At 41.6% G+C, this 24,015-nt stretch carries 19 protein-coding genes; 13 read left to right on the top strand and 6 right to left on the bottom strand.

Features of this window, described 5'->3' with window-relative positions:
• Position 1: 1 nt before the first annotated feature.
• From ispH to K5R16_RS09570, 7 genes are all read left to right on the top strand, one after another.
• Complete coding sequence (gene ispH, locus K5R16_RS09600; protein WP_220737342.1) at positions 2-931, top strand: 4-hydroxy-3-methylbut-2-enyl diphosphate reductase; 930 nt, start codon at positions 2-4, stop codon at positions 929-931.
• Between the two features lie 230 nt (positions 932-1,161).
• Positions 1,162-1,683 (top strand): type IV pilus modification protein PilV, encoded by a 522-nt coding sequence (pilV, locus tag K5R16_RS09595; RefSeq protein ID WP_220737341.1) that lies wholly within the window; start codon positions 1,162-1,164, stop codon positions 1,681-1,683.
• 3 nt (positions 1,684-1,686) lie between these two features.
• Entirely contained in the window at positions 1,687-2,673 is a 987-nt protein-coding gene (locus K5R16_RS09590) for a PilW family protein (RefSeq protein WP_220737340.1), read from the top strand.
• Between the two features lies 1 nt (position 2,674).
• Positions 2,675-3,118 (top strand): PilX N-terminal domain-containing pilus assembly protein, encoded by a 444-nt coding sequence (locus tag K5R16_RS09585; protein WP_220737339.1) that lies wholly within the window; start codon positions 2,675-2,677, stop codon positions 3,116-3,118.
• 2 nt (positions 3,119-3,120) lie between these two features.
• Positions 3,121-6,651 (top strand): pilus assembly protein, encoded by a 3,531-nt coding sequence (locus tag K5R16_RS09580; protein ID WP_220737338.1) that lies wholly within the window; start codon positions 3,121-3,123, stop codon positions 6,649-6,651.
• 8 nt (positions 6,652-6,659) lie between these two features.
• Positions 6,660-7,052 (top strand): type IV pilin protein, encoded by a 393-nt coding sequence (locus K5R16_RS09575; protein ID WP_220737337.1) that lies wholly within the window; start codon positions 6,660-6,662, stop codon positions 7,050-7,052.
• A complete protein-coding gene (locus tag K5R16_RS09570; RefSeq protein WP_220737336.1) occupies positions 7,052-7,351 on the top strand; it encodes a TapY2 family type IVa secretion system protein in 300 nt (99 codons plus the stop codon). Before K5R16_RS09575 ends, K5R16_RS09570 begins: the two co-directional genes overlap by 1 nt.
• A gap of 106 nt (positions 7,352-7,457) precedes the next feature.
• On the opposite strand, the gene K5R16_RS09565 is transcribed toward K5R16_RS09570, so the two are convergent.
• Together K5R16_RS09565 and K5R16_RS09560 are read right to left on the bottom strand one after the other, a co-directional pair.
• Positions 7,458-7,982 carry a GspH/FimT family pseudopilin gene (locus K5R16_RS09565; protein ID WP_220737335.1) on the bottom strand — a complete coding sequence of 175 codons (525 nt, stop codon included), beginning with the start codon at positions 7,980-7,982 and terminating at the stop codon, positions 7,458-7,460.
• Between the two features lie 137 nt (positions 7,983-8,119).
• On the bottom strand, positions 8,120-8,632 hold the full coding sequence (locus K5R16_RS09560) for a GspH/FimT family pseudopilin (protein WP_220737334.1): 513 nt from the start codon (positions 8,630-8,632) through the stop codon (positions 8,120-8,122).
• A 217-nt stretch (positions 8,633-8,849) separates the two neighbouring features.
• Here K5R16_RS09560 and K5R16_RS09555 point away from each other — a divergent pair, with 217 nt between their 5' ends.
• The gene (locus K5R16_RS09555) at positions 8,850-9,188 is read left to right on the top strand and encodes a P-II family nitrogen regulator (protein ID WP_020913743.1); all 339 of its coding nucleotides are present in this window, start codon (positions 8,850-8,852) and stop codon (positions 9,186-9,188) included.
• A gap of 95 nt (positions 9,189-9,283) precedes the next feature.
• Here the strand turns inward: K5R16_RS09555 and K5R16_RS09550 are convergent, their stop codons facing one another.
• Entirely contained in the window at positions 9,284-10,297 is a 1,014-nt protein-coding gene (locus K5R16_RS09550; protein WP_220737333.1) for a LacI family DNA-binding transcriptional regulator, read from the bottom strand.
• Between the two features lie 423 nt (positions 10,298-10,720).
• On the opposite strand from K5R16_RS09550, the gene K5R16_RS09545 reads away from it, so the two are divergent.
• Together K5R16_RS09545 and K5R16_RS09540 are read left to right on the top strand one after the other, a co-directional pair.
• Positions 10,721-13,447, top strand: coding sequence for a TonB-dependent receptor (locus tag K5R16_RS09545; protein ID WP_259649816.1), 2,727 nt, complete (start codon positions 10,721-10,723; stop codon positions 13,445-13,447).
• A 141-nt stretch (positions 13,448-13,588) separates the two neighbouring features.
• On the top strand, positions 13,589-15,094 hold the full coding sequence (locus K5R16_RS09540) for a tryptophan halogenase family protein (RefSeq protein WP_259649815.1): 1,506 nt from the start codon (positions 13,589-13,591) through the stop codon (positions 15,092-15,094).
• A 64-nt stretch (positions 15,095-15,158) separates the two neighbouring features.
• On the opposite strand, the gene K5R16_RS09535 is transcribed toward K5R16_RS09540, so the two are convergent.
• The 3 genes from K5R16_RS09535 to K5R16_RS09525 all read right to left on the bottom strand — a co-directional run bounded on the left by K5R16_RS09535 (position 15,159) and on the right by K5R16_RS09525 (position 18,347).
• Positions 15,159-16,664, bottom strand: a complete 1,506-nt coding sequence (locus K5R16_RS09535; RefSeq protein WP_220737331.1) for a tryptophan halogenase family protein — start codon at positions 16,662-16,664, stop codon at positions 15,159-15,161.
• Between the two features lie 61 nt (positions 16,665-16,725).
• The gene (locus tag K5R16_RS09530) at positions 16,726-17,412 is read right to left on the bottom strand and encodes a SapC family protein (protein WP_220737330.1); all 687 of its coding nucleotides are present in this window, start codon (positions 17,410-17,412) and stop codon (positions 16,726-16,728) included.
• Between the two features lie 29 nt (positions 17,413-17,441).
• A complete protein-coding gene (locus K5R16_RS09525; protein WP_220737329.1) occupies positions 17,442-18,347 on the bottom strand; it encodes a sulfite exporter TauE/SafE family protein in 906 nt (301 codons plus the stop codon).
• A 516-nt stretch (positions 18,348-18,863) separates the two neighbouring features.
• Between K5R16_RS09525 and K5R16_RS09520 the strand changes: the two genes are divergently transcribed.
• The 3 genes from K5R16_RS09520 to K5R16_RS09510 are packed head-to-tail and all read left to right on the top strand — an operon-like array spanning position 18,864 to position 23,877.
• Entirely contained in the window at positions 18,864-19,703 is an 840-nt protein-coding gene (locus tag K5R16_RS09520; protein WP_259649819.1) for a transporter substrate-binding domain-containing protein, read from the top strand.
• On the top strand, positions 19,703-21,190 hold the full coding sequence (locus K5R16_RS09515; RefSeq protein ID WP_220737327.1) for a methyl-accepting chemotaxis protein: 1,488 nt from the start codon (positions 19,703-19,705) through the stop codon (positions 21,188-21,190). The genes K5R16_RS09520 and K5R16_RS09515 overlap by 1 nt, the downstream gene beginning before the upstream one ends.
• Before the next feature lie 26 nt (positions 21,191-21,216).
• On the top strand, positions 21,217-23,877 hold the full coding sequence (locus K5R16_RS09510) for a family 20 glycosylhydrolase (protein ID WP_220737326.1): 2,661 nt from the start codon (positions 21,217-21,219) through the stop codon (positions 23,875-23,877).
• The last annotated feature ends 138 nt before the right edge of the window (positions 23,878-24,015 follow it).

Here is a 24,015-nt window from a genome sequence, read left to right as displayed (position 1 = left end):
TATGAAAATTCTTTTAGCAAACCCTCGAGGTTTTTGCGCTGGTGTTGACCGTGCTATCAGTATTGTAGAGCGTGCATTAGAGCTTTTTTCTCCGCCTATCTATGTTCGACATGAAGTGGTTCATAACCGCTACGTAGTACAGAACCTAAAAGATCGTGGGGCAGTGTTTGTTGAAGAGTTAGATCAAGTACCTGATGAAAGTATTGTTATTTTTAGTGCCCACGGTGTGTCTCAAGCAGTACGTGCAGAAGCTAAAACACGTGGCTTAAAAGTATTTGACGCTACTTGCCCACTGGTGACAAAAGTGCATTTACAGGTGACACGTGCTAGCCGTAAAGGTATTGAATGTATTTTGATTGGTCACGCCGGTCATCCTGAAGTAGAAGGGACGATGGGGCAGTATGACAACCCTGAAGGCGGAGTTCATTTGGTCGAGTCTCCAGATGATGTGGCTAAGCTTAAAGTTAAAGATCCAGACAACTTATGCTTTGTGACTCAAACGACGCTATCAATGGATGATACTGCCGATGTAATAGCTTCATTGCAACAGAAGTACCCTGCTATTGAAGGGCCGCGTAAAGACGATATTTGCTATGCCACACAAAATCGCCAAGATGCTGTACGCAATGTTGCCGAAGAAGTGGAGTTGTTTATCGTTGTTGGTTCCAAGAACAGTTCAAACTCTAATCGTTTGCGCGAGTTAGCACAAAAGAAGGGCACTAACTCATATTTGGTAGACAATGCTGATGATGTTGATCCAACTTGGTTCAACGGCGTTCAGCGCGTTGCGGTCACTGCTGGCGCGTCTGCACCAGAGGTGCTAGTCAAGCAGGTGGTAGATGCTATTGCTGATATGGCACCTAGTGTTATTACCGAAGTGGAAGGGCGACTAGAAGATACCGTATTTGCGGTACCCGCTGAATTACGCTAACTATTTCTGGTAAATATCAATTATTAAAGAGGCTAACGCCTCTTTTTTATGCTTAAAATTCAGACACATCATTGTTAATCACTCTTTAAAAGACGACTTGTGCTAAGCAAGTATTCGACTAAGCTCTATTTAACCTGTATGCTGGTGTTTGTTAGCTAAGTAACAGATTTAAAAGAGTAAAAAACTGATTTGACGTCAAGAATATGACGAAAGCAAAGGAATTGACAGCAATGAAAAATCAGCAACGGGGGCTATCGCTAATTGAACTAATGGTCTCGTTAGTTATTTTAGTTGTTGGTCTTATTGGTATTTTTAATCTTCACCTTGTTGCAAAACGTGGCAGTTTTGAATCTTTTCAGCAAACTCAAGCAGCCTATCTTGCCAATGATATCATCAACCGAATAAAACTAAACCGTGGTTTACTCACATCCTATACCGGAACCTATTCTGGCAAGTTATCTAAACCTGCTAAATCTTGCGATGTGAGTGTTGGTGTCAATGCAACCTGTACTAATGCTGAAACTTTATCTTGGGATCTCTATCAATGGGAAACATTATTTACTGAACTGGATGATGCAACAGCCTGTATATCTGCGCAGAGTAGCGGCAATGTTGAAGTGGTGATGAGTTGGAGGGGGATCAGGGAGTTGAGTGATGGTGCGGCTGGAACCGAACAATCTACTTTGGTAAAAGGGTGTGGTTCGGCGAACAAGCGCCGTCGAATTTATTCTTTGAAAACAATAATTATATAAATTATGAATAAAAAGATAATAGGGAAGTGGCAAACAGGCTTTTCGTTAGTAGAGCTGATGGTTGCAATGTTGGTGAGTTTGTTCTTATCTGCTGGTCTTTTTTCCATGTTCGCAATGTCATCATCTAATGTAGCGACAACTAGTCAGTTTAACCAACTTCAAGAAAATGGCCGTGTAGCGTTGGCACTGATCGAACGGGATGTGAGCCAAGCAGGTTTCATGGCTGAGCTGACAGGTACTAATCTCAGTGTTGGCGTGAATACAACGATTCAAGCTAGTGCTATTGCTACAGCGAGTGATTGTGTTGGAGGGGTTAACAATGCTAGCTTTCCGGTTCAAAATAGTCTGGCAAACTTTAGAAAAATATGGGGTTATGAAAGTGGAGTCTCTGCTAAATCATTAGGCTGTTTGAGTTCTACTTTATCTGGAACTGATGTTTTACAAATAAAGCGCTTAATCGGCCCAGCTGTTACAACGTTTAATACCAATTCTTACTATATGGCGACAAACCTCAATGAAGCTGTCATTTTTTCTGGTAATCAAGCTGCCCCTTCGATAGATAATGGAAGATTTTGGGAGTATCAGCATCATGTTTATTTCATCCAAATAGATAACGGTTTACCAGTGCTTATGAGACGAACTCTCGGAGTTGGTGGTATGAAAACCACTGCTAGTTATGAGCAACTAGTTGAAGGCGTTGAGAACCTTAGGGTGTTATATGGCTTCGATTTCGATGGTGATGATAGTGCTGACAGTTTTATGCCTGCCGCAAATGTAACTTCAACAATGTGGGATGGTTCACCGGCTCAAAGGTTAGTGGCACTAAGAGTATATATCTTAGTGAGAACGCTCGAAGAAGATAATAGTTATGATAATGACAATAGTTACTTGCTTGGTGATAAGACGATAGCTGCAACTAACGACGGTTTTAGAAGACGGGTATTATCTTCTACTATCGTGCTAGAAAATCCAATATTGGTGGGTAACTAATATGCAGGTTCGTAAAGAGAAGGGAATCGTGTTGTTTTTCTCAATCATCATCCTGCTTATTATGACGGTGATAGGAGTTGCATTAGCGGTTAACTCAACCCAATCAATAAGAATGGCTGGTGCTGGTTCTGAACGTATAGAAGCGATGGCAAATGCCCACGGGGCACAAGATAGACTCATTGACAGTAACGAAGGGAAGGTTTTCGCAACCCTACCGGCCAAACCTGCAGATATTACAGATAGTGAATTTACTGTAACGAGTTCATTAAACCGACTTTCTGATGGTGGTGCTTGTATTAGACCTATCCATGCGACAGAACCACATTTGGTTGCTTGTGTGACTATTGAAATATCCAGTCAGGCGATATTTGGTCGAAATAATATGGGGCAGCTAACTGTTGTCTCTGGAATTCAGCAAGAAATATTAGGATCAACAGGGAACTGATTATGAAATTTAGACAGTTTTTAATCATAGTTGCAACTGCGCTTATCATGATATCAGGCGCAAGTTATTCTGATGATACTGAACTTTATGTATTTGAATCTTCTGCACGCTCAGGCTCTAGGCCTCAGGTTCTCATCATTTTTGATAACTCAGGCAGTATGAGAACCCAAGAGTACAGTGAGAACTTCTACTCTCGTGGTGAAACTGTTGCGGATAGCACTAAGCTTTATTATGCAAAAGGTGGTGGTGCAGTTCCTGACCCAACAAGCAGTAATTATTTTTATCAATCAGTTAATGGTTGTGAGTCATCAAAAGAGTACTTAACTGATTATGGTGTATTCACGGGCTTTGTAAGGGAATATGGTTTTGTTGGTGAAAATGGAACTTGGCTAGAGCTACCAGATACCTTAGGGAGTTCAGTCTCTCAAGTTGATTGTTTTGAAGACTTCGAAACTGAAGGGAGCTTAAAGTTTGGGAACGCTACCGGTGTTGCTAATGGATTTCCAGTCGATAGCCTAGGATCAAAGGCGGCGCCTATTCCATATACTAATATTTCAAGCAGTGCTACATCTTCTGATATTGAAGATGCGGTAGATAGCGCATTCTTAACCAAGTTTGGTACTGGAAAATCTGTAACGCTTTACACTGAGCGGTATATTAATTGGTACCATGGTTATAAAAGGAGTAGTTGGCAGACTCGAATGAAAATTGCTAAACGGGTAATGGAAGATACGGTCGTTACCACGCCAAGTGTAGATTTTGGTCTTGCAATTTTCAACTATAACACCAGCAGTCGTTCAGACGGTGGACGTATTATTTCTGGTATTAAACGACTTAGTACCGGAGACAAAATTAGTCTCGTTGATAAAATTAACGATTTAAATGCTGAAACTAACACACCACTTTGTGAAACATTGTACGAAGCATATCGTTATTTCTCGGGCGGTGGCGTTCATTTTGCCACCGAAGCCGGCAGCATGACGCCTATTAGAGATAATAGTATTGAAAGTGGCAGAAATTACATATCTCCCTTTAAGAGTAGCCAGTGTTCGAATCGGTCCTATGTTGTCTACATTACAGATGGTTCGCCTACTAGTGATACAGCGGCAAATATCAAAGTGTCCAAAATGAGTGGCTATAAGTCTTCAGAGCGAGTTAATGGGAGTTACCTTCCTGCTCTGGCAAGCATTATGCACCGTAAAGATGTGAATCCTTCGTTAGCGGGTGACCAATTTGTTACTACCTATACCATTGGTTTCAGTGAGGGAGCTGCAGATGCTGCGCCGATTCTTAAAAAAACTGCTGAGCTAAGCGGTGGAACTTACTTTGCCGCCAAAAACGCGACTCAACTTCAATCTGCCCTACAGCAAGTTTTTTCACAAATTTTGGAAGTTAATGCGAGTTTTACTTCGCCGTCGATAGCAAGTAACAACTTCGATAGAACTCAAACCTTTGACTCTGTTTACTATGCCATGTTTTTGCCTAATAAAGGGCCTAGGTGGATGGGCAACATTAAGAAGTTTAAGGTAACAGGCAGTGGCGATATTGTTGACAAAAATGGTAATAAAGCTCTTGGTGCTGATGGTAATTTAAGTAATTCAGCTTGCTCATATTGGACTCCAAACAGTGTTTGTAGTGCTAGCAGCGGCGGAGGTGATGGTAACGATGTAAGGGTCGGTGGAGTTGCTCATGAGTTAAGGAGTACTTCTAGCCGCACGATATATGGTAACTTCGACAGCAACAATGGTGGATTGGCTACCTTTAGTAAGAACAATGCGTCGTCGATAGCTGGTGGGGATGCTGCGCTAGCGAGTTATATGGGAGTGACTCAAAGTAGCTTAAACAGTTATTTTGATTGGGCTAAAGGTAAGGATGTCGATGATGACGATAACGACTCTTCAAAGACTGATGCACGGCAAGACATTTTCGGTGATCCACTGCACTCTAAACCATTGGCTATGAACTTTGGCAGTGCTGCCTCACCGGATATTAGGGTATTAGTTGGTACCAACCATGGCTTTTTACATATGTTTAAAGATGAAGATACTTCAGTATCGGAATCATGGGCATTTATGCCTTATGAGCTGTTACCAAATATCCGAGAATTGAAAGCTAACGTGCCAACTGGTGTCCATTCAGTATATGGACTAGATAGCCCTCCCGTTTCCTATGTCAAATCTGCCGCAGACGGTTCAATAGAAAAGGCCTGGGTATTTGTTGGGATGCGCCGAGGAGGAAAGTCATACTACGCGCTCGATGTAAGTAGCCCGGACAAGCCAACTTTTATGTGGAAGATAGACTCCAATAGCACCGGCATGGAAGAGCTTGGGCAGACTTGGGCTGAGCCTGTCGTGACATATATACCTGGTTGGCCAGCAGGGAATACCGAGTTTTCAAAAGCTAAACCAGTGCTTATTTTTGGCGCAGGCTACTCGCCAGCAACCAAAGATAGCGCAGCTGTAGGTAGCCCTGATACGCTTGGACGTGGAGTCTTTATTGTTGACGCAGAAAAAGGCACGCTTATTCATTCATTTGCAGCTAGCGGGGGAGCGTCAGTTACCCAGCTTCCAGGGATAACCGATAGTATTCCTAATTCGGTTGCTGTGTTAGACAGTAACGGTGACAAGCTAACGGATAGAATTTATGCAACAGATACAGGCGCAAATGTTTGGCGTATAGATTTACCTAGCGCAAATCCAAAGGACTCAACTAAGCCATGGACCGCGTTTAAGTTTGCCGATCTTGGTGGAGGTGCTACGACTTCTGATAGACGCTTCTTTGCTGAACCCGCAGTAGCTCAAACCATGTTTACTAATATTTCAGAAGTTGATGTAACAGTGGGCGGCACAACAACGAGTACAAAAACATACCAAAACGTGCCGTATGATGCGGTTGTAGTTGGTTCTGGTCATCGTCCTCACCCACTTGATTTATTAAGAAGCGATAAGTTTTTTACCCTGCAAGATAGAAATGTTATAACTCGTCCCTTTAACGGCGGCAAGGGTAACGAGATCCCTACTACCATCACATTGGGGAATCTGTACAACGTATCTTCTGCCGCTCCAAAGACAGATTCTGAAAATATTGAATTTGGTACAAAACGTGGTTGGTATTATCAGTTTGCTGGTAATGGTGAGAAAAGTCTCTCCGCGGCAACCATTATTCAAGGGCGAGTCTTTTTTACCTCCTATGTCCCCGGTGACAACTCTGACGCCAACCAGTGCTTAGTTTCAGGTGTTGGTAGATTATATGGCTTTGATTTGCACAGAGGCATACGTTCATACACTCATGAATATTTAGAGATGGGAGAGCGAGTTCCTGATACGCCTCAACTTGTTATTCCACCAAATGGTGAGGACGATAGTTATATGTATCTCATTGGGATCGGTGCAGCAGGGGATAAAATGGAATATAAAGATTGCCCCGAAGGAAGTTTAAATTGTCCACCACCTCCCCGATGTCAGCCTGGGGATAATAATTGCGTAGGTGGTGGTCTTGGAGTGAACCGAATTTACTATCATGTTGAAGACTAGGTGTAATTATGCAAATTGATAAAGGCTTCACGTTGATTGAATTGATGATAGTTGTGGCTGTGATTGGTATTTTGTCAGCAATTGCCTACCCGTCATATATTGATTACGTGGCAAAAGGAGTGAGGGCCGAGGCATTAACTGTGCTTACAGATGCTGCAAACCGCCAAGAGCAGTTCTATTTAGATAACCGCAGCTATTCATCGAATATGGCTAGTTTGGGGTATGCTATAAACCCTTTTGTTACTGAAAGTGGTTATTACAGTGTAGCCGCAACAATAACAGGTACTGGTAGTTTCACTTTGAAAGCGACTGCACAAGGTGGGCAGGCATCGAGAGATTCAGCCTGTAAAGTGATTGAAATTACAGAGACAGGGGCAAAGAGCCCTACAGGATGTTGGTAATGAAGTGGTTAATGCTAATCAGCCTCTTTTTCAACAGTGCAGCATATGCTGAAGAGGCAAAAGTTTCCAAACAAGACTTTAAATGTTATGTAGACACAACGATAGATGAACAAGTAGTTTTTTATCGTTGGCAAGAGAACAAGGCCGCAAGTCTAATGGCGTCTTTACCAGCATCTAGAGCCGCTGAGAATGAGCGTGGACAGAGCGCGTATATAAAAGATGTATATGAGTGTGTTGCACTAAAGGAAAACTTCTCAAGCTTAAAAGCTCAGAAACTTGATAGTGTAACTCTGAGGTAATACTTTGTGGTGTTTTGTTGAGGGTAAGGCTTGAGACTTTGCTTTACCTCCTTGATTATTTAGTTTTTTATTAGCTAGCCTCTTTGATTTTATAAGGACTATTGTGCTAACTACAATTTACGTTACCTGTGGTTTTCCTGATCTTACCGGTCACAGAAACCTCAATCGCTTTGGAGTTAGCATTGGCTTTATTTGCTGGACAATAGATAAACTGTAGATTGCCTGCTGTTCCAGAAATCATACCTTCAGAGTTAAAGCTTATGCTTTTAAGGCTGGTTTTAATAAAATCATTACTATTAAATGCATCTATTGTGCGAATAACCTGATCCTTAGTTGAATCATAAGAGCCGGTTCCTTCGACATCGATGAACACATCAAATCCATTAATCCAATCGGTTCCACATTTAGAGCCTGAGCGTGGGCAAACGGTTACCGTTGCTCCATAACTTATCGCATGGCTTCTAGCCATAAAGAGTGATTGCTGAATATTACTGCTGGCTGCTTCACTTCGCGAGTTCTCATAGAAATCGGTAAATGATGGCACTGCTATTGCTAATAAAATGGTAGCAATAGCCAGAGTGACCATCAGTTCTACTAATGTGAATGCTTTATCATAATATCGCTTATTCATTACTTATCTCACTTTTAATATCCTTCTTAGTATATGGGAGTTAATAGATAGTTACAGTAGAAATTAACGTTAATTTCCAGTCAAAATAATGACTAAGTAACTAAATGTTGGCGAGTAAGTACTGATGGCGTTTACGGCTATTTACAGGCAATGGTTTTGTTATTAGAAAACCTTGAGCGTCCCGATTGGCTGACAATAATCGCGGCTGAATATTGGCTATTTAGTGACTCGGGGCAATAAGTGAGTGTACCGTTGGTGCCAGAGGCTAGGCCGCTGGGCAAAAATCGTATTGCTCTACGATTATATTGAACAAAATCTCGAGAATCAAAAGGCCCAATAGTGAATAGTAATTGATCTGTTCCATCAATATGATTTGACTCTCCGGTGTCACTAAAAACTGAAATGTTGTTACCCCAGTTAGAATTACAACGGGTTTCTGTTAGCGGGCAAACTGTCACACGTTGGCCATAAGATATTGCATAACTTCTTGCTAGTTGAATGGATTGTTTTATCTCTTTTATGGATAAGTTTGCTCTAACTTGTGCATAGGCTGCACTTAAGCTGGGAATGGATACACTTAATAAGATTGTGAGGATAACTAACGTTACCATGCATTCTATTAGAGTAAACCCCTGATCTTGCTTTAACATCAAATTCAATCCTTGAATGATATAGTGGGATGGACTAATGAGTGTAGTTTTGTGGGCGAGTCAATCTAGGCTGATTATTTAGATTGTTCCGTTATAAGAAGACTGCATTTACTTTTAAGGTCAGCAGCAAATCACTTTAGACTTCAGAGTTTTGGGGCTGCGTGCTAAGCTATCTGCCATAGAATTAGTCAGTTCAGCAAGTTTTAGGAGTATTACAATGAAAAAGGTCGAAGCCATTATTAAACCCTTTAAGTTAGATGATGTGCGAGAGTCACTTGCTGATATTGGTATTACCGGTATGACGGTTTCAGAAGTTAAAGGATTTGGCCGTCAAAAAGGCCATACAGAGTTATATCGCGGCGCAGAGTATATGGTCGATTTTTTACCGAAAGTTAAAATTGAATTGGTCATACAAGATGAACAACTTGATCAAGCTATTGATGTGATTGTTGATACTGCCCGCACAGGTAAAATAGGCGATGGCAAGATATTCGTTACTGATATTGAGCGTGTTATTCGTATTCGTACCGGCGAAGAAAACGAAGAAGCTGTTTAAGCTTCGAGCAGCCTTTTCACATGCTTTAATCCAATAAAGCATGTGAAAAGTAGCTTAGTCTCGGCGCAGATTATTTGGCTAACGGTTTAAAACGATTATTTTGGAGAGGCTGATGAGTCGCGAATAACAGGCTCAGGTACAAATACTCTAGACTGTTCAGAAGTTTGGGCACGACGCTTTGCAATTAGCAGCTCGGTTGCTATCTGGGCAATTTTCTCGTTAGGCTGATGTACAGTGGTCAATTTAGGCCAAGTTTGACGAGAGAAAGGGCTATCCTCAAAACCAACAATTGAAACATCAGCCGGAATATCAACGCCCTCAAGCCTCGCTGCGAACAATGCTCCCGCCGCGATTTCATCGTTACATGCAACGATAGCGGTTGGTTTATCTGACTGACTAAGTAGCTTCTTGGCCCCTTCTACACCGGACTCAAATGAATATTGACCATCAATGACTAAACCATCATCGAGAGCAATGTGATTGTCTTTTAAGGCCTGCTTAAACCCTGATAATCGCTCTTTAGTTGATTCATGTTGCTCATCGCCACTAAGAAACGCTATGCGTTTATGGCCGAGATCAATCAAGTGTTGTGTGATCGAAATGGCTCCTGACTTATCGTTGACGAGCACCGCAAGACCATTGTTATTCTCAACTTTTTCACCCGCAATAATACGCACATAGCTAGCCTCAATCTGATCAAGGGCTGCCAATATTATCGGATCTTCAGATAACGGTGGGGTAAGCACTAATCCAGATAAACGGTTGTGCTTTACAAGCTTTATTAATTCTTCGCATATATCTGCAGACTTAGAGTCGCATGGATGGATAAGTAGTTCATAGCCAAGATCTTTACAAGCGGACAAAATACCATTTTGCATATCGATAATATAATAGGCATTCGGATTATCATAAATAAAACCTATGACATAAGAGCTTGTTCCCGCCAGATTTCTCGCTGCAAGATTAGGTTGGTAATTTAACGCTTGAATTGCGTCATTAACCTTATCAATGGTTGCCTGTTTAACTGAAGGTTCGTTATTAGTGACCCTCGAGACTGTTTTTATCGATACGCCAGCATATTTAGCGACATCATTAATTGTGACTTTCATAAAGCTGTTTTCTCATTAATTAGAGAGCTGGACAACAGTACTTCAGCGACTACACACCATTAACATTTAAGTCGTGCATAGCAGTATTTGTTATCGATTTTAGCCGTATAGTGCGAACTTTTAGGGGAATTAGCAATCATCAAGGCGTAGTTTTTTAGATTTTTTTCCAGAATTTAAAAAAATATTACATCTTTATCCAACAGACGTTAGTTATTTAACCGTCTGTATTTAAAGATTAATAATGTTCGACTCTTTATCTTAATGTTGTTTTTGAGAGATATATTTGATGCGCTAGTTATTTTGTTGTGGCGTAGCTGTTAAATATTGTGTAATGTTTGCTCTAGACATGACAGCGTTGTCATTCCGGTTGGGGAATGGTTATGGATATAAAAAAAAGATAATAAGTTATGGAAGGGAAACGAGATGCGACCATCTACTTTTAAGAAAACTGTACTAGCTACAAACATTGCATTACTGCTCGGTAGTGCTTTTTCTATGTCTGCTATAGCGGCTGATGCTGATGCAACAGCTGCTGCGGACGAAAATATTGAGAAAATTGAAGTGCGTGGTATTCGTGCTTCACAGGCTGCCAACTTGAACTCAAAGCGTTTTGCTGACGGAACAGTTGATGCCATCTCCGCTGAAGATATTGGTAAATTTCCAGATAAAAACGTTGCAGAAACCTTAGCGCGTATACCTGGTGTTACTATTGACCGAACATTTGGTGAAGGCCAAGGCGTAACTATTCGTGGTGTACAGCCTGACCAAAACTTAACACTATTAAACGGTCAAGCCGTTGGTACTAGCCAATGGTTTGTTCTTTCAGATGCGACCCGTAACTTTAACTTTGAGCTTTTAGCATCAGAAATGATCTCTGGCCTTGAGGTTTATAAAACTTCCCAAGCGGATATTGATGAAGGTGCTCTTGGTGGTACCGTTATTTTACATACCCGTAAGCCGCTTGATTTAGAAGCTAATACTTTTAATGCATCAGTAGAAGGCCAGTATGGCGATCTCTCTGAAGAGTGGGACCCAGGTCTATCTGGACTGTATAGCTGGAAAAACGAAGAAGAAACGTTTGGTATGTTAGTTTCTGCGTCGTACCAGAAGCGTTCAGTTCGCCGTGAAACGACCGAAGATTTTGGTTGGTTTGGCCCATCAATCGAGCGTATTGATCCATTAATGGAACCACCTAAAGGAGCTGATGAGAAAGGTGCTACTCCTTGGGGGATTGGTTCTGCATTGTTCGAGCAAGAACGAGAACGCGTCGGTTATGATGTTACCGCTCAGTGGGCGCCTACTGACGAGCTTGATATGACGCTGCATTACCTTAGCTCAACAATGAAAGCTGATAACGTTAACTCTAACTTAATTGGCATACCTTTCCGTGGTGTTGCTTTCTTAGGCGAAGATACTAACGAAGGTACAGTCACTAACGGTATTGTTGATTCACTGGACGTTACTGGTCTGCCAAACCGTCCAGGTTGGGCACGTCACATGGCTTACGATAATATTTTCCGTGATGGTTCTGAAATGTCGACCCAAGTTATCGATTTTGATGGTAATTACTCGCTAGATACTGGCAAGTTACATTGGCAATTGGGTATGACTGAAGGTAAGGGCACAAACCGAGATTTCTTTACTGAATTCTGGGTTGACGCTACGGACCCTCGAGCAGCATTTGATTTCACCAATCCAGGTGGAACGGCACCTGCTATCGACTTCACTGGAGCAAGCCCATGGTTGGAGAATCCAGGTGATGAGATGTGGTTAGGTGGTATTTTTGACCAATTGAATGAAACTACAGATAAAGAAACCTATGCACAGCTTGATTATTCTTGGTATGTCGATTTTGGTGGCGTCCAAGAAATAAAAGTCGGTGGTAAATACCGCGATCGTTCAATGGAGCAGAATCGTTGGAAGACAGATCTTAGTGGCTTAGATCCAATCGGTGCAGGTAGCTTAGGCCCTGCAAGTGATTTCTGGTCTGGTGATATGGTTAATGTAAGCCATTCAGATACCAGCATGCCATCTCAAAGCTATTTCATGCCTGACCGTGACACTATGTATAATGCGCTTTATGCCGTTAACGAGTGTACAGCAACTAGCGCTGGCCTTTGTCGTAATACCGATGTATTCCAAGGAAGCTCTTCTTTTGATGTAGCTGAGAAAATCAGTGCGTTATATGCGATGGCGAAATTTGATGTTGAAGGTGTACGCGGTAATGTTGGTCTTCGTTACGTAGAAACTGATACGACTTCAGAAGGCACTGTAGCTGGCGACCCAGTTAAATATGAGAGTGATTATTCTGAATGGTTACCTAGTATTAATATCGCGTATGACCTGTCATCTGACGTTATCTTACGTGCAGCAGCAAGCCGTGCATTAACTCGTCCAGCACCGTTCCAATTAGCTCCAGCGGTTAACTTGACCCCTGAGACTAGTTCAGGTTCTGCGGGTAATCCATTCCTAGAGCCACTAACCGCGGCTCAATATGAATTAGGTGCTGAATGGTATTTCACGCCTGAGTCTGTACTTGGACTAACGGCATTTAAGAAAGATATAAGCAATTTCATCTATACAACGACTGTTTCAGCTGTAATTGAAGGTGAGCAGATTAACCAGCTGAGAACTCCTGTAAATGGTGGTAATACATCTATTGATGGAGTCGAGTTCCAGATGCAGCATGCATTTGACAATGGTTTTGGTGGTTATGTTAACTATACCTACACTGATGTTGCAGATGCTAAAGTCACTGAAGCTGTATTGATTACCAATCCAGATGGCAGTGTTGTTGCAGCGACACAAGATAGTTATGTTGAGTTGCCAAATACATCTAAAAATTCATACAACTTAGGTGCTTACTACGAGGATGATCTATTTAGCGCTCGCGTTAACTATAACTACCGTAGTGAATACTTCCTTGCTAAAACAGAGATCGGTAACCAATATCGTGATGAGCAACAGCAAGTGGACGCACAGTTAAGTTGGAATGCGACGGAAAATATTACTATTTCTTTCGAAGCGCTAAACATTACCAATGAAATCTGGGAAAACTATTATGAGCGTGATTCAGACGGTGCTCGTTTAGGTGGAACTCAAAGTTCAAATGGCCGTCGTTACTACCTTGGTGCAAGCTTCCGCTTGTAAACCAATGTTAAGTAATGATTGTTAAATAGAAAGTAATAAAAGCCAGTCATTTGACTGGCTTTTTCTTTTAGTACAATGGTATAGAAAAGTAAAATGTAGCATTTTTCTAGATTTAATCATGCGACCTTAAGGAGTAAGAATATGAATACCCCTCGTCATATCGTTATCGTTGGTGGTGGCACTGCAGGGTGGATGGCTGCAAATTTAATGTCGCATCGATGGGCTAAATTAAATTGCACTATTACGTTAGTTGAATCAACAAAAATTGGCACAGTTGGGGTTGGTGAGGGAACAACTCCTTTTTTTCAAGGTTTTTTCGATCGTTTAGGCATCCAAGAGTCAGAGTGGATGAAAGCGGCAAATGCGACTTATAAATGTGGAATTAGTTTTCCCGATTGGGTAACAGCGTCAGATAAAACCAGCTACTTCCATCCTTTTTACTCCTATATTGACAGTCCTCAAGTACCACTATTTTTTTCAAATGCTAATTTCCGCCGAGAGGGAATGGATGTTAATGCGCATCCGGATGATTTTTTTGTCACCTCCAAACTTGCTATGCAATGCCGTTCTCCAATTGCGAAAAAGGAAGTTAGTCAACGTTTGGATTATGGCTACCATTTTGATGCTGGTCTGTTGGGTGAGTTTCTGAAGTTAAAGGGAATTGAAAGGGGGGTAAGGCATATTGATGATAAAGTATCTGATGTTCGATTGGATATAAATGGAGATATTGATAGCGTTGTTACGGCAAATAATGGTGAATTAAAAGCCGATCTATTTATTGACTGCTCCGGGTTTAAAGGCCTGCTGATTCAACAAGCATTAGGTGAGAAGATGATTAGTTATCAGTCTCAACTATTTAACAATAGTGCTGTCGCGATTCCGACTGCTATTGATAGCAATGATGAACTCTCTTCTGAAACCATTTCTAAAGCACTTAGCAATGGTTGGGTGTGGCATATACCTTTAGCAAGCAGATATGGTAATGGTTATGTATATAGTCGAGATTACCTATCACCTGAAGAGGCAGAACTTGAGCTTAGGCAACATTTGGGTGAAAAAGCTGAAGGTGTAAAAGCGCTGCACTTGAATTGGACTCCTGGGCGTATAAGCGAGCATTGGAAGAATAACTGCGTTGCGATAGGGCTCTCACAAGGCTTTTTAGAACCTCTAGAAGCCCCGATGCTAAACATCATCCAACGTAGTATTGAGAATTTTGTAGAGCTGTATGAAAAGTCAGGTTTTACACGAGAGTATCAGCAGGAATTTAATAATGATATTAACGCACTTATAGATGGCACTCGGGATTATTTGCAAGCACATTATAAGCTGAATGGTCGTAATGATTCGCAGTATTGGAAAGATTGCAGAGCTAACACATACCTGTCTAAAGAACTTAGCTCTATCTTAGATGGCTGGATTAGCAATTGTAATTTTGATCAAGTTTTAAGAGAAAATATACATAATCAAGTTTACTTTAAAACGTCTTGGTATTGCATTTTAGCTGGAATGAACCACTTTCAAGTCGCTAATAAACCTGCAGTCAGAGCAGGTAAGCGCAATCATCAAAGGGCTGAAGAGGCATGCCTTAAAAAGGCTGAAGGGTTTATAAAGCATAAAGAACAATTGATGCAAGTTTATAACTCGTAATACTGATTGGTATAATATGTAAGTTAAGCACCGTGGTTATCACAGTGCTTAATTTATGTTCACCTTACCTCTGATATACTTTTTCTAACTGTGCTTTATGGCTGATAAAATATTCATTTGCTACCTTTTGGCAATATTCCTTTGCTCTTAATGCGGGGACAGATTGAGCATTTTCGATAGTAGTAGAGGGAAAGCGTCCCATCCCTGAAAAAAGGCAGTACCAAGATGGGCGCAGGTATACCAGTGAGTCTTGTTGTTGCTTAAGCGCACTCTCAAAGTCACCTCCACTGTCCCACGTTGTTATCAAGTTAGCTAATGAATCTGGTGTTCGTGCATCTTCTCTGCATGCTTGCCAATAAGCGCTGTCATTACGACTATTTAACTTGTAGTGAGCAACAATATAATCTCTGACACCATCAAAAGTTTTATTTAAGTCTTTGTTGTAGTCAGCTTTAGTTAATTCATCGGACTTTGAATCGTCTTCAAAGCTGCTAATAAAACGGTCGATGGTAAACTGTATTAGCATTAGTGCTGTTGCCTCTAGTGGCTCAATAAACCCCTGTGACAGTCCTACAGCTAAACAGTTTTTGTGCCAATGTTGATTTAGGCGTCCAACGCGCATTTTTAAGTGTCTAGCCTCGATATCAGCATCTAATAGCCCAAGCTGAGTTCGTAATTCAGTTTCTGCACTATCAGGACTAATAAAATCAGAACTAAAAACATAACCATTACCCCACCTTGAGGTTAATGGAATTTTCCATGACCAACCGTTGGTTAATGCTCTAGAAACTGTTTGGGCAGGAACCTCAGTGTGTGACGCTAAATTGGTAGGTATAGCGACTGCAGAATCATTGAAAAGGGAGTCTTTATAACTGCAAAATGAAAGGCCTAATGTTTTATTAACAAGTAAACCTGTAAAGCCGGTACAGTCGATGAAAAAATCAGCGTTAAGTGACTGCTGAGCTTCCACATTGACGGCTGTTATATGCCCGTCAACGGAGGTGTCTACACTTGCAACGTTGCCAATGACGTGAGTCAGTCCGAGCTTTAATGCTCTCTCTTTTAAAAAACGACCTAGTTTTGCGGAGTCAAAGTGATAGCCGTAATCAACATCAAATGGAAGGTCAATTCTAGGCACTGGTGATTTGTTTAACTCTATAAGTTGCGATGATACAAAGTAGTGGTTAGGTAGAGCATCAACCTTTATTCCCCTTCTTCTTTGACCGCTATTATGAAAAAACAGATCTGCCGGTTTTAGATCCAGTTTGGAAAAGAAAGGGTGGAAGTAGCTTTCATATCCAGCTTTTGTAGACCAATCAGGAAAGCTGATGCCCGCTTTGTAGGTTGCATCACAAGCTGGCATCCATTCCGACTCTTTAATTCCCAAGCTGCTAAAATATTGTTTCAAATAAGGGGTGGAGCCTTCGCCAACCCCAATAATGCCAATATCTTTTGATTCAACAAGAGTGATTTGGACTGTATTTCCCCATGAAGAAAGTAAGCTATTTACTGCCATCCATCCAGCAGTACCGCCTCCAACAATAACGATGCTTTTTGGTTTAATTTTCATAAAAACACTCCCGCCATAAACATATCGTTGGCACCTTGCATTTAGATGCCCTAACTAACTATTACTTTATTAATAAATCAACTTGCCCTAAAGAGGATAAATGAGCGTAGATAGGACCAAATAGCCCTTGCTTGGCAAACATGACTAATTTGTCATCGGGTAGCGCTTTAAGGCGTTCTTCATCTATGGTGTAAATGCCTTGAATATTATGGTCTTTACCATTGGTTCCTTTAATGGTGAGCACTTTTTGTTGCAGCAACTCGTTGTCAGTTAAATGCTTTATAAATAATGATGTTATATGGTGATACTCGGCAATCTTTCCCATGAACGCTACCTGTTGTTTTAGATAGTCAGTTTGATCACCATTTTCATCAAAAAGGCGATTGCCTTCAGTTGTGTTAACAAGCTTTGAGTTACTGTTAAAACCTATCATGATGCTCTGCTGTTCATTTTCTCTAGCAATAAAAGGCTGACCTCGCAGCACCATTGGTAGATATCGTGCAGTCCATTTTCCTTCAACTACAAATTGATTGGTCTCGGGGGTTAGTCCGAATAAAGCGACGGCTTTAAACTGCATTGATTTTGGATCTTTGGTAAAGATGATGGGAAAAGATGCTGAAGCCTGTATAAACTCTTGCACCATCAATGGTGCCATATGATCATTGCTAAACTCTTCAAAATTGTTCATATCTTTTATACGAATATTTTGATGTTCTTTGTTATTTAAAGCTACGTATGCTGCTTCCATGTTGAATTCCTTATTTATATTTTCGTTAGTTATAGCAGCAACATAAATATGCCACTCCCGATAATCCAGCAAGAAAAAACTAGTTTCAGATTTTTAACAGACATTAACGTTACGATTCTTCGCGCTAATAACCCACCAAGAATAGCGCCAGGTCCAGCAAAGAGAACAATCTGAAAATAGGTTTGAGCTGATGGAGTAAAATGAATGTATGCACTAGCCCACACAGTCGCTGCTGATACGGTCACTCCTGCGGCTATAGCGACTATTGGTGCTGTTCTTTTTAATAGCAAATATATGACGACTAACTCACCGACACCAACAGAAAGCCAGCCAGTGATAATTCCACCCAAAAAGCTTATGAATACTATTGTATACAGCTCCTTCTTTGATAAAAGCCGACGATCTGATCGCTGATTTCGATAAATGCAATTGATCCCCAAAATAACTCCGAGAACAATGGAAAAGACCCCAAAAGTGAATGGCATCGATTGTGGAGGTTGAAGGTCGGTGAATTGACAAAGCCATAGGCCTGCAATAGAGGCCGGAATACAACATTTTAAAATGATTGGATACTGTGACCAATCATTAGCGTTGAGCTGTGAGTGATGTTTTACTTTGTCTTTATAGTATCTCCACCAGGTTAATGTTCCTGCTGTCATACCAAAGCATTGAATGGCGAAAGATGTGGAGAGGGCTTGAAGTTCACTTAATTCTAATGAATTAAAAATAGGAATAAACACCACTCCTCCACCCGCTCCCGTGGTATTGGCAAATATGGCACCGATAATACCTAAAAATAAAAAGTAGAAATAATGACTCGTCACTTCAAAGCTAGAGTCAAATGACATAGCCCAAAGAAGCCAAAGCAATGCTGATAGTGTAATGAAAGAGATCTTTTTAAATCTACTAGGCTGAAAACCAGCTAAAAACGACACAATAAAAAACACCTCACGAATTAGTTATTATTAAAATATCATTCAGATGTGTTCAAGATGTTACTTACTTTAGACAGCGTTGTCATTAAATTCTACCCGCTAAATTTTGCTGAAAGCCATAGTGAATAGGGGATCGTAGTTCTAGGCTCTTGATATAGTGATTCTTGCTAAAAACAATTGTCAAAAAAATGTAGAAATCTTGTTTGTTCTTGTGTATGTTTATTTATGACAGCGTTGTCATCTGCTTGTGTGACAGTTGTTTGTAAGGTCTGCATGGATAGGATGAGGTCTCCTAATTCGTGTTTTTTTAACAAACAAATAGTGTTTGTTATTCCTATAGTCTCTCCCCAGAAACTAGTGTGGGCCGAGTGCTTGTTAAGTGCTCGGCCATTTTTTTCTTAAGAGGCTTGGCCTGTTTTAATCATTAGATAATAAAAATAATAGCTCTTACCTAGCGTTGACTACCGTAGCCACGATTAGGCCATTAATGGAGTGACTAATATGAACAAAACAGTTATGACGCTTATACTGCTATTAAGTGCATTACTTATGGCCAGTCATGCGTTTGCAAAGGACGTGGTGACCACTATTCCTCAGAGTTGGCAATTAACGCTAATGGAAACAGCTCTTGAGCGAGTCAACAGCCAGTATCAGTCTAAAATAATCACCACTGAGATGAACCAAAAGCGTAAAGTTGAAGAGTCGCTAGCGGGCAATGTTGATGTGTTTTGGAGTATGACTTCAGCTGAACTTGAGTCTCAGGTTTTACCTATTCGGATCCCCATATTTAAAGGTTTGCTTGGCAATCGATTGCTTATTATTCGCAAGCAGTCTCAAGCTGATTTTAATCGTGTTCTCAATCAAGCAGACTTTGAGCAATTTACAGCAGGGCAAAATCATTATTGGCCAGATGCCGATATCATTCGTGCTGGCGGTCTTCCTATTGTTACCACCTATAAATACAAGAATTTGTACCCGATGCTTGAAGGTGAGCGCTTTGACTATTTAGCCCTTGGTGCACAGGAGATTTGGGGCGAATTAGATAAACATCCTGATCCTCGTTTAAAGGTTGATGATCGAGTGTTACTGCAGTATCGCTCTCCAGCCTATTTCTTCGTTTCTCCACAACAACCTGAGCTTGCTAAAGATCTATTACAGGGATTGGAGCTGATGGTTAATGATGGCAGCTTTGATAAGTTGTTTAATCAGCATCTGAAGATTGATGAACTTTATGCCAAAGCAAACTTTGAACAAAGAGCGATTATCCGTTTAAAAACCCCAGGGTTAAGCCCGCTCACGCCGATATCAAGATCAGAGCTATGGTTGGACCTGTTTAGTATTGAAGGAGCTATGTAATGAATTCTTTATCTACAAGAGTATTAATCGGTCTAGCTTCGGCGTTGTTTGTTGTCGTCACCATTCTTTTTAGCTCTGCATACCTACTTGAAAAATCTAAACTAGAGCAGCAGTTTGAAGATTACCAACTAAATACCTTAGCCAATCTAGAAGTTACCCTGGCTCAACCGATATTTAACTATGATTTTGAGCAGATTAGTGCAGCGCTATCGACATCATTAAAGTCCTCCCAAATCTACTCAATCTCAGTCCTCGACCATCGTGGTAAATCGATGGCAGAGACCAGTCAACCCTATTCCGTTGATGCAGGTGAGCTATTAGCCCACAGCATTAAATTTACCAATAATGGTAAGGCGACTGGGCAATTATCAATTGAGTTTTCAGCCGCGCCAATTCATAGCGCAATGAATGAGCTCATGACGACTTACATTGTTATGGCGCTGCTTATTCTGGTTTTTAGTGTTGTCGCTATATTCTTTATATTACGCGTATTAGTGATTGCCCCTCTGGCTCATGTCGTCGAGGCGATGAATGAGATTGCAATTGGTGATGGTGACTTAAGTCGTAAATTGCCGGTAGAGAGTCAAGATGAGATTGGTCGATTAGGCTTAGCCTTTAATCAGTTTATTGCGCAGATCCATGGCACTATCATTAAAGTCAGTGAAACCTCGGAGCAGATATTAGCCGACGCCACAGCGCTTGATGCACTTTCTAATACCAATAATCAGCGAGTACAGTCACAACTACTCGATGCAGAAGCCGCTGTAACCGCGATAACTCAGTTAAGTGGTAGCGCCTTTGAAGTAGCAAATAGTGCCAAATCAACAGCGGATGAGGCTACTCGAGCCGATCAAGAGGTTGAGCACAGCCAGTCACAATTTGATGCGGGGTTAGCGCTTACTGACCGTTTAGCCAATGAACTAACGCTATCTGCATCATCCGTTGAGCAGTTACAACAAGAGACGCAAAAAATTGATGAAGTTGTGGTGGTGATTAATGCCATTGCGGAGCAGACCAACTTACTGGCACTTAATGCAGCGATTGAAGCTGCCAGAGCAGGAGAGCAGGGTAGAGGTTTTGCGGTAGTTGCTGATGAAGTGAGAACTCTAGCGAGCAGAACGCAACAAGCCACAGGTGAAATTCAAAAGATGATCCAGCTGGTACAGCATCGAGTGACAGAGACTGTCACTGTAATGCAGTCGAGCCAACTTCTATCTAGCGAGGCGCTATCTCACTCTAAAGAGATTAAAGTTTTACTAGGTAACGTGACAGAAATTGTATCTAATATCAGCAATATGAATTTAGATGTTGCCAGTTCAGCAAAAGAACAAACAGAGGTTACAGCTGGGATCTCTAAGAGCTTAGATGATCTAGTGGCGGTGTCGGGTTCGGCTTCAATAGACAGTGAAAAACTTGCAAAATCAAGTGATCGTTTATTTCACCAGGGGGAGAAATTACGCGACTTGGTTAAATCGTTCCACCTATAAAAAAGAATATGGAAATGAGGATTGTAATGAAGAAAAGATTAATTGTAGCAGCTGTTGGCTTGATATTGGCGACCAGCGCGTGTTCTCAAAAGGATGTTGAAATAACGGCTAAAGGTGCACAAGACGGATCCCCCATTGCACTGAGTCAAGATAAGTTGAGCCTCATCGGTCAGCAGTTGGCTGTGAACTACCGAGTCGTGACTAATGTTGCTGATAATAATTGCGATAAAGACTCTGCAGCTGGCAAGTGCTTTGTGGCAGAAATAGATTTGACCTTTCCTGTGGATGTCGCGGCTAAAGATTGGGCTATTTACTACTCTCAGATGAGACCTGTGCAATCGATTGAAGGTGATGAATTTACCATTTCTCGTGTTAAAGGCGATCTGCACAAAATTGAACCTTCAACGGGGTTTAAAGGGTTAGTAAAAGGGCAGACTAAAACGATTCGTTTTAGAGGCGATAATTGGCAGCTAGCTGAAACTGATGCCATGCCTAACTATTATATTGTTGCTAATGGCTCAGATCCTGTACTCATCGACAGCACCAAGGTTGCCATTGATACCGAGACTGGCCTGGAGCTTCGGCCTTACGCTGCAGATTTTACCGATGCCGAAAAGCAGTATAAGCGCACCGAGAATGATAAAGTTGAGTGGGCGACATCGGGCGTTTTATTTCGTAATAATCTTGCGACTAAAACCGATGCTAAGTTGGCTGAAAACCGCATTATACCAACGCCTACATCGGTTGAGTTAACCGCTGATACTGCGCAAGTCTCTTTGAAAGATGGGCTAAAGGTCAACTATAACAAGGTTAAGCCTCAGTCAGTTGAGGCTGCACTTAAACGTCTAGCAAGATTAGGTGTTGCGGAGTCAGATAAAGGACTCTCAGTTACGTTATTACCGTTAGCAGTAAAAGCCGTGCCAGGCAGTTACCATCTCGATATTAGTGCACAACAGATTACTATTTCAGCTAATGACGATGCTGGTTTTTCTTACGGGTTAGCATCGTTAACATCTTTGGTTGATGTAAACACGCTAGTCGTAAACGCAATGTCGGTGGAAGATTCCCCACGCTATGATTTTCGCGGAATGCACATCGATGTATCTCGCAACTTCCATAGTAAACAGCTGATATTAGATCTGTTGGATCAAATGGCCGCTTATAAGCTCAATAAGTTACATTTGCATATGGCTGACGATGAAGGTTGGCGTCTAGAGATTGAAGGGCTTCCCGAGCTTACTGATATCGGCAGTAAACGCTGCCATGACTTAACTGAGGATAACTGTTTACTACCTCAGCTTGGCAGCGGTCCCTTTAGTGATGTAAAGGTCAATGGCTACTACAGTAAAGCTGACTATATCGAGATTCTGCAGTTTGCAAATGCACGACAAATCCAAGTTATTCCATCAATGGATATGCCGGGTCACTCTCGTGCGGCCATTAAGTCGATGGAAGCACGTTACCGCAAACTGCTAGCACAAGGCTTAACGGCTGAAGCAGAGCAGTATTTACTATCAGATAGTAACGACAAAACGATTTATTCATCGGTGCAATACTATGACGATAACACCCTCAATGTGTGTATGGAGTCGACGTTTACCTTTATCGATAAGGTCATTGATGAAATAGCGGAACTGCATAAAACGGCTGGTGTACCGCTATCGCTTTACCATATTGGTGCTGACGAAACTGCTGGTGCTTGGCTTGAGTCTCCTGTGTGTAAAACCTTTATCGCCAATAACGATAAAGGTGTTAAAGACAGCAGTGAACTTGGGGCTTATTTCATCGAAAGAACTGCTTCGTTACTTGCTGTAAAAGGCATAGAAGCTGCCGGTTGGAGCGATGGTATGAGCCATACTCGCCCAGAAAATATGCCAAAAAAGGTACAGTCAAACATTTGGGACATTGTTGCACATGCAGGCCATAAGCGCGCTCATCAACAAGCTAACTTGGGGTGGCAGACGGTATTGAGTCAGCCTGAGGTACTCTACTTTGACTTCCCCTATGAAGCTGATCCAAAGGAGCACGGCTATTACTGGGGCATTAGGCAAAGTAACAGCAAGCACGTGCATAGCTTTATGACCGATAACTTGCCTGCCAATGCTGAACAATGGACTGATATTGAAGGCTTGCCGTTCGAAGCTGATGACACCGTTCAACGTGATGAAAATGGCAATGTTGTAAGTGGACCGCTTGCTAAGTCGGCTAAATTTAGCGGTATTCAAGGTCAGCTTTGGAGCGAAACCGTTCGCAGTGACGAGATTGCCGAGTACTTGATGTTCCCGCGTGTATTGATGTTAGCCGAACGAGCATGGCATAAGCCTAGTTGGGAAGTGCCTTACCAATATCAAGGGGCTATTTACAACCAACAGAGCGGAATGTTTACTCAAGATATGCGAGCCCAACAGGCATTAGAGTGGCAGGCGATTGCTAACACCTTAGGCTACAAAGAGTTGATAAAGCTTGATAAAGCTGGCATTAGCTACCGAGTGCCGACTGTTGGTGCAGTAATAAAAGATAATAAACTATTCGCTAACCTTATCTATCCAGGACTGGCGATAGAGTATCGAGTTAATGGTGGCGATTGGCAGCTTTATAACGCGGGTGCGCTTGTTAAGGGCAACGTCGAAGTTCGAGCTATTGCCGCTGACGGTGTGCGAAAAGGTCGAACGTTGCGGGTTAAATAATAACAGCATCAGGCAGAGCGCTGTGATGATGTGAGTATTTACTTAGGTTAGATGCGGTAACTAACAGGTGTTACTGCATTTATTATTGTCCTAAAAGCAATGTGAAAAAACAAATGACAACGCTGTCATTGTTGTTGT

Source organism: Shewanella sp. c952, from assembly GCF_019654975.1.
In the GTDB taxonomy this organism is placed as follows: Bacteria; Pseudomonadota; Gammaproteobacteria; order Enterobacterales; family Shewanellaceae; genus Shewanella.
Note: the sequence above shows the minus strand (reverse complement) of the source record. Positions and strands in the feature narration are given on the sequence as shown.

What these genes read in the sequence shown, in the direction of transcription:
- K5R16_RS09565 (WP_220737335.1), bottom strand. Translation starts at nt 7,982, where the DNA reads ATGAATAAGCGATATTATGATAAAGCATTCACATTAGTAGAACTGATG.
- K5R16_RS09540 (WP_259649815.1), top strand. Translation starts at nt 13,589, where the DNA reads ATGAATACCCCTCGTCATATCGTTATCGTTGGTGGTGGCACTGCAGGG.
- K5R16_RS09585 (WP_220737339.1), top strand. Translation starts at nt 2,675, where the DNA reads ATGCAGGTTCGTAAAGAGAAGGGAATCGTGTTGTTTTTCTCAATCATC.
- K5R16_RS09550 (WP_220737333.1), bottom strand. Translation starts at nt 10,297, where the DNA reads ATGAAAGTCACAATTAATGATGTCGCTAAATATGCTGGCGTATCGATA.
- K5R16_RS09520 (WP_259649819.1), top strand. Translation starts at nt 18,864, where the DNA reads ATGACGCTTATACTGCTATTAAGTGCATTACTTATGGCCAGTCATGCG.
- K5R16_RS09580 (WP_220737338.1), top strand. Translation starts at nt 3,121, where the DNA reads ATGAAATTTAGACAGTTTTTAATCATAGTTGCAACTGCGCTTATCATG.
- K5R16_RS09560 (WP_220737334.1), bottom strand. Translation starts at nt 8,632, where the DNA reads ATGTTAAAGCAAGATCAGGGGTTTACTCTAATAGAATGCATGGTAACG.
- K5R16_RS09535 (WP_220737331.1), bottom strand. Translation starts at nt 16,664, where the DNA reads ATGAAAATTAAACCAAAAAGCATCGTTATTGTTGGAGGCGGTACTGCT.
- K5R16_RS09575 (WP_220737337.1), top strand. Translation starts at nt 6,660, where the DNA reads ATGCAAATTGATAAAGGCTTCACGTTGATTGAATTGATGATAGTTGTG.
- K5R16_RS09570 (WP_220737336.1), top strand. Translation starts at nt 7,052, where the DNA reads ATGAAGTGGTTAATGCTAATCAGCCTCTTTTTCAACAGTGCAGCATAT.
- K5R16_RS09545 (WP_259649816.1), top strand. Translation starts at nt 10,721, where the DNA reads ATGCGACCATCTACTTTTAAGAAAACTGTACTAGCTACAAACATTGCA.
- K5R16_RS09510 (WP_220737326.1), top strand. Translation starts at nt 21,217, where the DNA reads ATGAAGAAAAGATTAATTGTAGCAGCTGTTGGCTTGATATTGGCGACC.
- K5R16_RS09590 (WP_220737340.1), top strand. Translation starts at nt 1,687, where the DNA reads ATGAATAAAAAGATAATAGGGAAGTGGCAAACAGGCTTTTCGTTAGTA.
- ispH (WP_220737342.1), top strand. Translation starts at nt 2, where the DNA reads ATGAAAATTCTTTTAGCAAACCCTCGAGGTTTTTGCGCTGGTGTTGAC.
- pilV (WP_220737341.1), top strand. Translation starts at nt 1,162, where the DNA reads ATGAAAAATCAGCAACGGGGGCTATCGCTAATTGAACTAATGGTCTCG.
- K5R16_RS09515 (WP_220737327.1), top strand. Translation starts at nt 19,703, where the DNA reads ATGAATTCTTTATCTACAAGAGTATTAATCGGTCTAGCTTCGGCGTTG.
- K5R16_RS09555 (WP_020913743.1), top strand. Translation starts at nt 8,850, where the DNA reads ATGAAAAAGGTCGAAGCCATTATTAAACCCTTTAAGTTAGATGATGTG.
- K5R16_RS09530 (WP_220737330.1), bottom strand. Translation starts at nt 17,412, where the DNA reads ATGGAAGCAGCATACGTAGCTTTAAATAACAAAGAACATCAAAATATT.